The sequence below is a fragment of the Clostridium vincentii genome (assembly GCF_002995745.1).
Classification (GTDB): Bacteria; Bacillota; Clostridia; order Clostridiales; family Clostridiaceae; genus Clostridium; species Clostridium vincentii.
The window spans coordinates 48,106-58,674 of record NZ_PVXQ01000023.1 but is presented as its reverse complement, the minus strand read 5'-3'; the positions used below and the strand labels follow the sequence as shown (position 1 = coordinate 58,674).

The 10,569-nt window shown below is 29.1% G+C and carries 17 protein-coding genes; all 17 read left to right on the top strand.

The features are described 5' to 3' along the window. The first annotated feature begins 285 nt into the window (after positions 1-285). The 17 genes from CLVI_RS11025 to CLVI_RS10945 all read left to right on the top strand — a co-directional run bounded on the left by CLVI_RS11025 (position 286) and on the right by CLVI_RS10945 (position 10,505). Positions 286-969 carry an HAD family hydrolase gene (locus tag CLVI_RS11025; protein ID WP_106060189.1) on the top strand — a complete coding sequence of 228 codons (684 nt, stop codon included), beginning with the start codon at positions 286-288 and terminating at the stop codon, positions 967-969. A 26-nt stretch (positions 970-995) separates the two neighbouring features. After that, complete coding sequence (locus CLVI_RS11020) at positions 996-1,472, top strand: hypothetical protein (protein ID WP_106060188.1); 477 nt, start codon at positions 996-998, stop codon at positions 1,470-1,472. Between the two features lie 25 nt (positions 1,473-1,497). Next, a complete protein-coding gene (locus CLVI_RS11015) occupies positions 1,498-2,280 on the top strand; it encodes a GNAT family N-acetyltransferase (protein WP_106060187.1) in 783 nt (260 codons plus the stop codon). Positions 2,281-2,345: 65 nt separating this feature from the next. Further along, positions 2,346-2,690 (top strand): DUF6897 domain-containing protein, encoded by a 345-nt coding sequence (locus CLVI_RS11010; protein WP_106060186.1) that lies wholly within the window; start codon positions 2,346-2,348, stop codon positions 2,688-2,690. 82 nt (positions 2,691-2,772) lie between these two features. Beyond that, entirely contained in the window at positions 2,773-3,315 is a 543-nt protein-coding gene (locus tag CLVI_RS11005; protein WP_106060185.1) for a DUF7010 family protein, read from the top strand. 97 nt (positions 3,316-3,412) lie between these two features. Beyond that, complete coding sequence (locus tag CLVI_RS11000) at positions 3,413-3,817, top strand: hypothetical protein (protein WP_106060184.1); 405 nt, start codon at positions 3,413-3,415, stop codon at positions 3,815-3,817. A gap of 122 nt (positions 3,818-3,939) precedes the next feature. Continuing rightward, positions 3,940-4,617, top strand: coding sequence for a hypothetical protein (locus CLVI_RS10995; RefSeq protein ID WP_106060183.1), 678 nt, complete (start codon positions 3,940-3,942; stop codon positions 4,615-4,617). Positions 4,618-4,732: 115 nt separating this feature from the next. After that, positions 4,733-4,924: a hypothetical protein gene (locus CLVI_RS10990; RefSeq protein ID WP_106060182.1), complete on the top strand. Its 192-nt coding sequence runs from the start codon at positions 4,733-4,735 to the stop codon at positions 4,922-4,924. 16 nt (positions 4,925-4,940) lie between these two features. Continuing rightward, positions 4,941-5,429 carry a DUF1648 domain-containing protein gene (locus CLVI_RS10985; RefSeq protein WP_170065649.1) on the top strand — a complete coding sequence of 163 codons (489 nt, stop codon included), beginning with the start codon at positions 4,941-4,943 and terminating at the stop codon, positions 5,427-5,429. Positions 5,430-5,447: 18 nt separating this feature from the next. Beyond that, the gene (locus CLVI_RS10980; protein WP_106060180.1) at positions 5,448-5,999 is read left to right on the top strand and encodes a TetR/AcrR family transcriptional regulator; all 552 of its coding nucleotides are present in this window, start codon (positions 5,448-5,450) and stop codon (positions 5,997-5,999) included. Between the two features lie 136 nt (positions 6,000-6,135). Next, positions 6,136-7,830, top strand: a complete 1,695-nt coding sequence (locus CLVI_RS10975; protein ID WP_106060179.1) for an oleate hydratase — start codon at positions 6,136-6,138, stop codon at positions 7,828-7,830. Positions 7,831-8,020: 190 nt separating this feature from the next. Further along, positions 8,021-8,656, top strand: coding sequence for an HAD family hydrolase (locus CLVI_RS10970; protein ID WP_106060178.1), 636 nt, complete (start codon positions 8,021-8,023; stop codon positions 8,654-8,656). 52 nt (positions 8,657-8,708) lie between these two features. Next, positions 8,709-8,906: a hypothetical protein gene (locus tag CLVI_RS17485; RefSeq protein ID WP_170065648.1), complete on the top strand. Its 198-nt coding sequence runs from the start codon at positions 8,709-8,711 to the stop codon at positions 8,904-8,906. Continuing rightward, positions 8,885-9,313 (top strand): EFR1 family ferrodoxin, encoded by a 429-nt coding sequence (locus CLVI_RS10960; RefSeq protein ID WP_106060176.1) that lies wholly within the window; start codon positions 8,885-8,887, stop codon positions 9,311-9,313. The genes CLVI_RS17485 and CLVI_RS10960 overlap by 22 nt, the downstream gene beginning before the upstream one ends. A 55-nt stretch (positions 9,314-9,368) precedes the next feature. Then, positions 9,369-9,671 carry a chorismate mutase gene (locus tag CLVI_RS10955; protein ID WP_106060175.1) on the top strand — a complete coding sequence of 101 codons (303 nt, stop codon included), beginning with the start codon at positions 9,369-9,371 and terminating at the stop codon, positions 9,669-9,671. Positions 9,672-9,728: 57 nt separating this feature from the next. Further along, complete coding sequence (locus CLVI_RS10950) at positions 9,729-10,337, top strand: nucleotidyltransferase family protein (protein WP_106060174.1); 609 nt, start codon at positions 9,729-9,731, stop codon at positions 10,335-10,337. 30 nt (positions 10,338-10,367) lie between these two features. After that, entirely contained in the window at positions 10,368-10,505 is a 138-nt protein-coding gene (locus CLVI_RS10945; protein ID WP_207655364.1) for a hypothetical protein, read from the top strand. The last annotated feature ends 64 nt before the right edge of the window (positions 10,506-10,569 follow it).

Below are 10,569 nucleotides of genomic sequence, written 5' to 3'. Positions count from 1 at the left end.
TATGTGGATTAAAAGGATTTGGAGATATTAGTTACAATTAAGAGTAAAAATGCTTAAGGGAAGTTATAAATATATACTGTAAAATAATGGATAATAAAATAGTTGCCCACTTTTACTTGACTCAATCGAAAATGGCAGGATATTTGCATAATATCAGTATAGTTGTTAGAATTTATTCATAATGGTAAAGTATTACCAAGAACTACTGAATTATAGTAGCGTAGAGAGATAAATCTTATAATAAAATAGTTAAATATATTTAAATACATAAAGGTAGGTTTGATTATGAAATATTCAGGTATAATTTTTGATTTTAATGGGACTTTATTTTTTGATTCAGATAAACATGAAGAAGCATGGAGAATTTTTTCGAAAAAATTACGTGGAAATTCTTTAAATGAGGAAGAAGTAGAAAAAGTAATGCATGGAAGAACAAACAAATCATTAATAGAGTATTTATTAGGTAGCTCAATAGATGATGAAAAGCTATTCACGTTAGGTGAGGAGAAAGAGCAAATTTATAGAGAAATGTGTATAAAGGACAAAGCAAACTTTAAGTTAGCACCTGGTGTTATTGAATTTTTAGATTATTTAAAGAAAAAACAAATACCTTTTACCATAGCTACTGCATCAGGGAAAACAAATTTATTATTTTATATGGAAACTTTAAATCTTAATAAATGGTTTGACTTAGATAAAATAGTTTTTGATGATGGTTCATTTTTAGGTAAACCAGAACCTGATATTTATTTGAAAGCTGCAGCTAAAATAGGTATTAAGCCAGAAGATTGTATTGTAGTTGAAGATGCAGTTTCTGGAATAGAATCAGCCTATAGAGCTAATATTGGTAAAATTATTGCTATCGGACCTAAAGATAAACATGAGAATTTAAAAAAACTGAAAGGCGTAGACTGCGTGATTAGTGATTTTAAAGAGTTTGATAGAAATATATTAGATATTAACAACTAAAATTACTTGTTAAGGAGGGAATTTTAATGAGTTTTATTAATATTATTATTCCATTATCTTTTATTGTAATTATTATAAAGCACATAATATATAGGAAAGCATTAATAATGCCAACAAGAAAAACTTATCCGGAAATTATTACTGCATTGTTTAGTGTGATTATTTTCATTTGTATTATATATTTCTATGCGAATACTTGGATTCATTATGTAACAGGTGTATTAGGTATTTTTATGTTTATTAGCATATTAATTAAACAAGGGATTAATTCAAAAGGTTTCAGATCAATGTATAGATATCAACCCATTATATTATGGAATGAAATTGAAAAAGTTGTGATAATTAAGTCAAAGGATATAAAGGTTACATTAGAAGGTGGCTTTATGGAGCAAACATTCCATTTTAAAAAAGATGATTACGATAAAGTTATTACTATTCTAAAAGAAAATTTGCCTAAACAAGCGCAAATAAAACCAATCTATAATGCAAAACATTGGTTTTGAAAATATAAAAGGGGAGAGTGTTCCAATGTACTGTTTATCTAAAGAAGATATGTATAGAATTAATCCGATTTTTGATAATTGGAATGAAACAATGATATGGTCATGTTTGCAAGGGTATATGGGAACTGCTTGGACTGATGATGTTAAGAATCCAAAGTCGGCACAGATTATTGTAGGTGATTTCTGCTTTTTTGATGGTATTCCAAGTTTAGATTTGGTGAAAAATATTCCCGATTACTACCGCGCACCGTGTATCTTAATGGTTCCTGGTAGTGATGAATGGGGAACTTTGATTGAACAGGAATATAAAGATAACTACCACAAATTTATGCGTTATGCATTTAAAAAGGAATCTAGAATATTTAACACAGAAAGATTACAGTCATATATTAAGAAACTTTCGGTAGAATATAAAATCCAAAGGGTAGATGAAAAAATATTTAATAATGTTAAAAGGGAACAATGGTCAAAGGATTTATGTTCTCAATTTTCAAGTTATAATGAATATAAAAAAATAGGACTTGGATTTGTTATAACACATAATTCAGATATTGTTTGTGGGGCGTCATCTTATACGGTATATAATGAAGGAATAGAAATTGAAATAGACACAAAAGAGGAATATCGCAGAAAAGGTCTCGCTCTTGCATGTGCTTCAAAACTAATTCTTGAATGTCTGAAGAAAAATATTTATCCTAGCTGGGATTCTGCAAATAAAGAATCTGCAGCTTTGGCTAAAAAATTAGGCTATAATTTTGAAAGTGAATATAGCACATATGAGATAACTAATTTTAGACAAGATCATTAATATTATGTGCTAATTAATGTATAATATACAAATAGAAGCTAATGAGAAATCGGAGGTGAGTACAAGTGAATCCAGCAATTTGGGTTTCTTTATTTATGCCACTGTTAATATATTATGTGGTATTCGGAGGAAAGAAAAAGGAATGGCAAAAATATATAATTAGAAAAATAAAAAATACGAAAGAAGGACGAATAGAAATGAATAAGATAATTAACAATTTTATTGGAAAAGAGTGTCTGATTTATACATTTCAAACTCAACTTACAGGAGTAATTGAATCTTTAGAAGATAACTGGATTAGTGTAAGAACAGAGGATTCTTGTGAAATAGTAAATATTGACTATATAAGCCGTATTCGTGAATTCCCTAAGAATAAAAAAGGAAAGAAAAAGTCATTTGTGCTTGATTAAATGTAGACCTTTAAAAGTTTTGTTAATAGAAATAAAGAGATGGAGAAAAAGATAGATATTATTTTGAACGGGGGAAAAAGAAATGAATTTAGATGAATTAAGAATTGATATTGCAAAAAGAGGAAAAAAGGGAATACATTTTATTATTGCATCTGTAATTATTTGGTGTGCAGTGCTTGTTATATCATTACTGCCAACAGAAGATATTCTAACGAAAAATTTATTAACATTTTGTTTTACAGCACCTCTTCCGCCGATTGCATATATGATTTCAAAGATAATAAAAGCAGAGTTTTCAACAAATGATAATCCTTTAAATAAGTTGGGAATTTTATTCTCCTGTAATCAATTTCTATATCTATTAATTGCTATGTGGATATATCCCACAGTGCCAGATAAAATGGTAATGGTTTTGGCAATTATCTTCGGAGCACACTTACTACCTTTCGGATGGTTATATAAATCAAAAGCATATTCGGTAATGTCTATACTTATATCTTTTACTGCAATAACTATTGGTATTATATTTAATGCTGTTGTAGTTTCAATAGTTATGGTAGTAATTGAAAGTATATTCTGTATATGGTTAATGCTTGAAAATAAATCATTAAATATGAAAGCATAAGTATAAAAAAGTTGAGTATGAATACACAATTATAAGGGAATGCAAAGTAAAAATTACTTATATTAGTCCGATAAAGGATTTAAGGAGAAGCGTTTTAATGGATAAGGGTTTATACAAAAAAATTATGTATATAAATGAGTTTTCATTTTTCTTCGGGTGGACAATAATATTTCTTTTAGGTGCAGATAAACCACCACCAATTGGGTTTCTTTGGCTTGTTCTTTTAACTGGTTTTCTTGATGGTATCCAATTTTTATATCTAAAAATATTTCTGCCCAAATTATTTTGTTCAGCTAATAAACTTTTTATAAAAAATTTAATGTTTTTTAGTTTTGGAGGCTTAGCTGTTGGATTATTAGTAATGATTATAAATTTTGAACAATCATTAACTTTAGGCTTATTAAACAACTCAATTTTGTTGATAGTCCTTACAATCGTAGGACTATTATACGGAATTTACTTTTATTGGTTTAATAGTATATTAATACGATGGATAAAATAAGCATAATGTGAAGTTGAGTTACTTCACAATCTTCTTAGATTGAGTAATACTAGCAGGGCGTTATAAATTTATGATTGTTACATATATGTTAATTTTCATATGAATTAAAGGGGATTAAAATAATGGTATCAAATACAACGTTGGAGCAATTGCAATTATTTGAACACATAGATAATAATGGTGCTATTTTGTTATCAAATAACAATTTAACAATGGATGGGAATGTTCATATTTTCATAACAAATGATAGTTTAAATAAATGGATGCTTGAACATAAAGATGAAATAGAAAATAAAAAAATCACTCATTATACTGATAGGTTAGGCAAAGCATTAGATTATGTTATTCAGAATGAAAATGTAAAAGGGCTTATTATTGATGGATTAGTCCCAATATCTTTATATATAACACATAAAGACTTACAACCATTAAAAGATTTGGTTGATAGTTTTTGTATTATGTATGCTTGTATATGTAATAAAATTGAGAAATATGAAACTTCAAAACTAATGGCTAATAAAGAAATATATTTTATCGGAAAGATGATAACATTTCAAAAAGGGGATTCCTTTGGAGTTGAAACTATAAAAAGAAAAGAAAATGATATAGAGTATGAGTCAATAAAGGTTTTTTTAACGGGTGAACACGCACAAAAATTTAATGGGAATAATAGAGATATAACAAAGTGTAGGCTATATGATTTGGCTTGGTTTTATCAAGGAATATTTCAAATTATTATAGAACCACATTGTAATTATTGGGTGGAGCTTAAACCAGAGGACATAATTAAAAAGTGTTAAGTATCAACCATTTGTTGTGGCAGGGCAAATATATATAATGATTATCCCGTAGTTAGTCACAATATTCATAAACTAAGTGGCAAAGGTAGATTATTATTTTTAAGGAGGAATAGTAATGAATGATAGAAGTAAAATTTTTAAAGTATCTGCAATCATAGCAAGTTTGCTTACTGTTCTGTGTTTGGTATTCAACATAATTATTAGTATTATAAAAGGTTTTACAATATATCCCTACCTAGTTTTGTTAATAGCCTTCATAAGTTGTGGAGGCCTATGGAAAATGTACGTAGATGCAAAGAATATATAAGGGGGAAATTTTTATAATGAAATTGAAATATACAAAGTTTCAAATTGCTTTAGAAATAATAGCTTTGCTACTTATAATATGGATGATTATTTTTATTTGTACCCAGTGGAATAAACTTCCTGATCAAATACCGGCACATTACAATGCCATGGGGGAACCTAATAGATGGGGCGATAAAATTGAAATCATTATAGCACCAATTATTTCTATTTTACTCTATGCAACCATTACTATTGCGTCTTTTTTTCCAAAGACTTGGAATGTACCTGTTAGAGTAACAGACTCAAACAAAGAAGTAGTATATAGATATACAAGGAACTTACTAATTCTTATAAAAGTTGAAGTTATAGGAATGTTTTTTTACACAACTTATTACACTGCAACTTCACAATCTTTGTCAGCTTATTCTATGCCTGTACTGCTGTTTATTATATTAGGTACACCAATATATTTTATTATACGAATTTGTAGAATAGAGAAAAAGAAATGGTATGATAATAGATAATAGATTTGAGGTGATTTTATGTCTAAATCCTGTGTTACTGAAAATGCTTTAGCTGCTTCTTTAAAGCTACTGATGAAACAAAATTCAATAAATAAAATATCTGTAAAGATGGTTACTGATACATGTGGAGTTACAAGACATACGTTTTATAATCATTTTCATGATATTTATGAATTACTTGGATGGATATTTGAAAATGAAGTTATTGATGAACATTGTAGCTTATCAAATTGGAAGAATGGGTTGTTTATTGCACTTCAATATACATTAGATAATAAAGCAATTTGTATTAATACCTATAAATCATTAGGACGTGAACATCTTGAAATATTTTTATGCAAAACATTTAATAAAGTACTAGAAGGTGTTATAACGGATATGACCCCAGAGATGAATGTTGATGAAAAAATAAAGAAGGAAGTCGCAGTATTTTTTTCATCAGCAATAACAGGAGAGTTTTTAGGTTGGATAAAGAATGGTTTAAAAGAAGAAAAAGAAGATATTGCCGATAGGATTGAGAGAATGTTGGATGGTACCATACTAAGGATTATGGAAGTTAATAATAAATAAATTACACACTTTATAGCATCTGTGAAAAATTTTCACAGATGCTTTTTTTTGTTCATTGAATAGTATTTTGATAAAAAGTAAAGTAAGTATAACAAACAACAACATATTATTTGTTTAAAGAAAGGAAGGGTATTTTATGAATAACTATCAAAGAATAAATCCAATTGCACTAAAGAATATTGATAAAAGAAAAGCGTATCTAATTGGAGGCGGAATAGGATCATTATCTGCTGCAGCATTTTCAATCAGGGATGCGCACATGTCTGGAAAGAATATTCATATAATCGAACAACTTGATATTCTTGGAGGATCAATGGATGGATCTGGAATGCCTGAAGACGGGTATACAGCAAGAGGAGGAAGAGAAATTGAGGAGCATTTTGAATGCTTTATGGAGCTGTATAGTTTCATTCCATCTTTGAATGATAAAAATAGAAGCGTATTAGATGAATTTCGTGAGCTTAACTTAGAAGAACCAATTGAATCCCATTGTAGATTAGTACAGAATCAAGGAGAAAAGGCTGATTTCTCAAGTTTTGGATTATCAAAGAAGAATGCAATGGAACTTGCAAAACTTCATATGTTAACAGAGGGCGCACTTGAAGCAACTACAATAGAACAATTTTTTGATCCTAGCTTCTTTGAAACAAACTTTTGGTATTTTTGGGCATCAATGTTTGCTTTTGAAAAATGGCATAGTGTAGTTGAAGTTAAACGTTATATGGAAAGATTCATGCATTTAATTGGTGGTATGAATAAATTAAAGGGTATACTTCATACTGAGTACAACCAATATGATTCGTTAATTCTCCCACTTATTACATGGCTTAAGGAACAAGATGTATGCTTCGATAACGGATGCAAGGTTTCAGATATTGATTTTGACTTTTCAAATAATGAAAAGAGAGCTACAGCAATTCACTATACTAAAGAGAGAAAAAATGAAATCATTAGTGTAAAGAAAGATGATATCGTATTATTTACAAATGGTTCTATGACAGAGAATACAACAAGAGGTGACATTGAGAATCCTGCTATTTTAAATAGGTCAGAGGATAAAGGATGCTTTAGCGTATGGGAAAAACTAGCTAAGAAATCCACAGACTTTGGTCATCCAGAAAAATTCTGTGGTGATATTGATAAGTCAAAATGGTTATCATTTACTGTGACATTAAAAGATGATGATATTGTTTTCCCTTATATTTATAATCTTACAGGTGATAAGCCTGGTATAGGTGGACTTGTTACTATAAAGGATTCAAGCTGGTTTATGAGTTGGGTTGTACCAAAACATCCGCATTTTATTAATCAGCCTGATAACGTAAAGGTACTTTGGGCATATGCATTAAAGCTGGATACTCCAGGTGATTATGTGGACAAGACATTATCAGATTGTACAGGTCGTGAGATGTTTGAGGAACTTCTTTATCATATGGGACTAAAGGACAAAATTTCTGAAATTCTTTCACATACAGTAAATGTAATTCCTAGCATGATGCCGTATATTACTTCACAATTTATGCCTCGTATAGCAGAGGACAGACCTAATGTGATTCCAAAAGGAAGTAAGAATTTTGGCTTTTTAGGACAATATACAGAAGTGCCTGAAGATTGCGTATTTACAGTAGAATATTCGGTAAGAACTGCAATGACGGCTGTATATGGATTAATGGATTTAGGAAAACAAGTAGATCCTGTATATCCAAGTCAGTATGATATCCGTGTTTTAACAAATGCAGCGAAGACATGTCTTGGGATTGATAAAATTTCATTAAAGGATATACAATTGGGTGAATTATTAAAAAATACAGAACTTCTAAAATTATTATAATATCTAGAAAACAATCAAATGTTTTATTTGATTGTTTTTTTATTATTTATAGTACCTGTGGAGGTAAAACAAATGAATATGCTATAATATTTGTAGTACTAATTTGTTATTTAAAAACATAACAATTCAGGTTGTAAAGGATTGCTTATTTAAGTAACTTATATTTCTTTTGATAGGAAAGGGAGGACTTATGATAATAGACAGTATTATTTTTGATTTAGATGGAACTATGTGGGACCCAACAGAGAGTATTATAGATTTATGGAATGAAACTATAAGTAAATATGATGAGGTGAAAAATAAATTAACAGTTGATGATATGAAAAGTATTATGGGGCTTGTAATGCAGGATGTTGCTTTAAAGTTTTTTCCATATCTAGAAGAAGAAAATAGACTTGAAATAATTGAAGATTGTTATGAAAATGAATGTAATTATTTAGAAAAATATGGCGCAATTCTATATGATAAGTTAGAGGATACTTTAAAGGAATTGGCTGAAAAATATAAGTTATTTATTGTTAGTAACTGCCAGTGTGGATATATAGAGGCATTTTATAAATCACATAGATTAGATGAATATTTTGTAGACTATGAAAGTTCAGGAAGAACAGGATTAACTAAAGGTGAAAATATAAACCTAATAATACAGAGAAATAATTTAATTAATCCAATATATGTTGGTGATACTGCAGGGGATTTAAAAGCAGCAAGATTTTCTGGCATACCTTTTATTTATGCAAGTTATGGTTTTGGAGAAGTTGAAGAATATGATTATAGTCTTAATAGTTTTGATGAGATTTTAAAGTTTGTGGCAGGAAAAGAGTAGCAAAATAATAATTCGCAAAAGATTAATAAATAAAAATGAGGGAAAAGTTTTTATGATATTTTATTTTTCAGCCACTGGTAATTCATTATATATATCAAAAAAGTTACATGAAGATCAAGGTAAAGAATTGATAAATATAGCACACGCTTTTAATAATAACAGATTTTGTTATGAATTAGAGAAAGATGAAAAGGTTGGATTTGTTTTCCTAGTATTTTTTCTGTTGTTATGCCTAATAATTATGTTTTAATGTCTGATATTCCAAGTGAGAGAAAACAGCAGAAACTTTTGAGTAACTCTAAAATAAAGGTTGAAGAAATAATTCAGCATTTAAAAAGAGCGGATAGGGGTAATTATTCCACTAATAAGGGCTTTTTGCCAAGTATCATGACACCATTAGTATATCCAATGTACAAATTAAGTTGTAAGACTAAAAAATTCTATGTTACAGATAAATGTATAGGATGTAGTTTATGTGAAAGGATCTGTCCATCTAAGGTTATTGAAATGAATGATGAAAAGCCAAAATGGACACAAGAAAAATGTGCCCACTGCCTAGCCGGCATTAGTAGATGCCCAGCGAAGGCTATTGAATATGGTAAATCAACTAAAAGGCGTGGACGTTATATAAATACTAAAGTTAACTTTATGATTTAATCTATTTAGGTAATTCATAAGAGTAGGAAATTAGGTAGTAATTAAGGGGGATAAAATGATTAATTGTAAAGATTTAAATGAGGTAAGAGAAAACATAGATAGAATTGACAATGAAATAGTAAAATTAATTTCTGAGAGAAGTTCCTATGTTAAACAAGCAGCTAATTTTAAAAAAGATGCTGAAGACGTAAAAGCACCACAACGTGTAGAAATGGTTATTGCCAAAGTACGTAAATTAGCAGAAGAATCTAATGTAAGCCCTGATATTGTAGAAGGAATCTATCGTGAAATGATAAGTTCTTTTATAAATATTGAATTGCAGGAACACGGTAATTTAGAATCGAAAGTTGTGAGATGATAGCAACGTCATATTAATATACTGCTAGGCAACTACACGATAATAGGAGGATATTTTATGAATCTATTGAGTGGTTATAATTTGGATTTAAACATACAACTAAAAGTATTAGAAGATATTATCCTTTCAAATAAAATTTTAAATGAAGTGCTGGTAAGAACCAACTCATTGAATATTGAAAACTACTACATAGGTGCTGGATGCATTGCACAAACTGTTTGGAATTATCTATCTAATAAGCCATTAGACTATGGGATTAGTGATATTGACTTTTTTTACTTTGATAATAGTAGCTTAGAATCTTCAGAAGAAGATAAAGTTATTAGAGCTGCGGAAGAACTTTATTCTGATCTAAAGATTAAAGTTGATGTAAAAAATCAAGCAAGAGTACATTTATGGTATGAAGGACATTTTGGATATCCAATAGATCCTTATATAAATCTAGAATCTGCTATTAATACATGGCCGACAACAGCTACAGCAATAGGCATTAGAATAGGTTTGAATAATGAGTTTAAGGTTTATGCACCATTTGGATTGAATGATTTATTTGGAAAAACAGTACGAGCAAATAAGACAAGAATAACGGAAGATATATATAATAAAAAGGTAGTAAAATGGCTTTCAAAATGGCCTGATTTAAAGATAATATCATGGAATAACTAATAATTGAATATGATTTAGAATATCCTTAGATTGAGCCACGCTGGTATAGTAACAACTAAAGCTGCAGAAGAATTGTTAGCAAATGGTAAAGCTGACCTTATTAGTGTAGGTAGGGCGATTTTTACTGATTCTAACTGGGCGAAAAATGCTATTGAAAGTTTAAGATAGTTTTCTATTAAACACCATAAAAATCACCTCCTATACATATTAAATATATGTATAGGAGGTGATT

Bases quoted from the DNA above. Each gene is read 5' to 3' on its own strand.
- CLVI_RS11005 (WP_106060185.1), top strand. From the start codon at position 2,773: ATGAATTTAGATGAATTAAGAATTGATATTGCAAAAAGAGGAAAAAAG.
- CLVI_RS10955 (WP_106060175.1), top strand. From the start codon at position 9,369: ATGATTAATTGTAAAGATTTAAATGAGGTAAGAGAAAACATAGATAGA.
- CLVI_RS10985 (WP_170065649.1), top strand. From the start codon at position 4,941: ATGAAATTGAAATATACAAAGTTTCAAATTGCTTTAGAAATAATAGCT.
- CLVI_RS10975 (WP_106060179.1), top strand. From the start codon at position 6,136: ATGAATAACTATCAAAGAATAAATCCAATTGCACTAAAGAATATTGAT.
- CLVI_RS10980 (WP_106060180.1), top strand. From the start codon at position 5,448: ATGTCTAAATCCTGTGTTACTGAAAATGCTTTAGCTGCTTCTTTAAAG.
- CLVI_RS11015 (WP_106060187.1), top strand. From the start codon at position 1,498: ATGTACTGTTTATCTAAAGAAGATATGTATAGAATTAATCCGATTTTT.
- CLVI_RS11020 (WP_106060188.1), top strand. From the start codon at position 996: ATGAGTTTTATTAATATTATTATTCCATTATCTTTTATTGTAATTATT.
- CLVI_RS11025 (WP_106060189.1), top strand. From the start codon at position 286: ATGAAATATTCAGGTATAATTTTTGATTTTAATGGGACTTTATTTTTT.
- CLVI_RS10950 (WP_106060174.1), top strand. From the start codon at position 9,729: ATGAATCTATTGAGTGGTTATAATTTGGATTTAAACATACAACTAAAA.
- CLVI_RS10995 (WP_106060183.1), top strand. From the start codon at position 3,940: ATGGTATCAAATACAACGTTGGAGCAATTGCAATTATTTGAACACATA.
- CLVI_RS10990 (WP_106060182.1), top strand. From the start codon at position 4,733: ATGAATGATAGAAGTAAAATTTTTAAAGTATCTGCAATCATAGCAAGT.
- CLVI_RS10970 (WP_106060178.1), top strand. From the start codon at position 8,021: ATGATAATAGACAGTATTATTTTTGATTTAGATGGAACTATGTGGGAC.
- CLVI_RS10960 (WP_106060176.1), top strand. From the start codon at position 8,885: ATGCCTAATAATTATGTTTTAATGTCTGATATTCCAAGTGAGAGAAAA.
- CLVI_RS11000 (WP_106060184.1), top strand. From the start codon at position 3,413: ATGGATAAGGGTTTATACAAAAAAATTATGTATATAAATGAGTTTTCA.
- CLVI_RS17485 (WP_170065648.1), top strand. From the start codon at position 8,709: ATGATATTTTATTTTTCAGCCACTGGTAATTCATTATATATATCAAAA.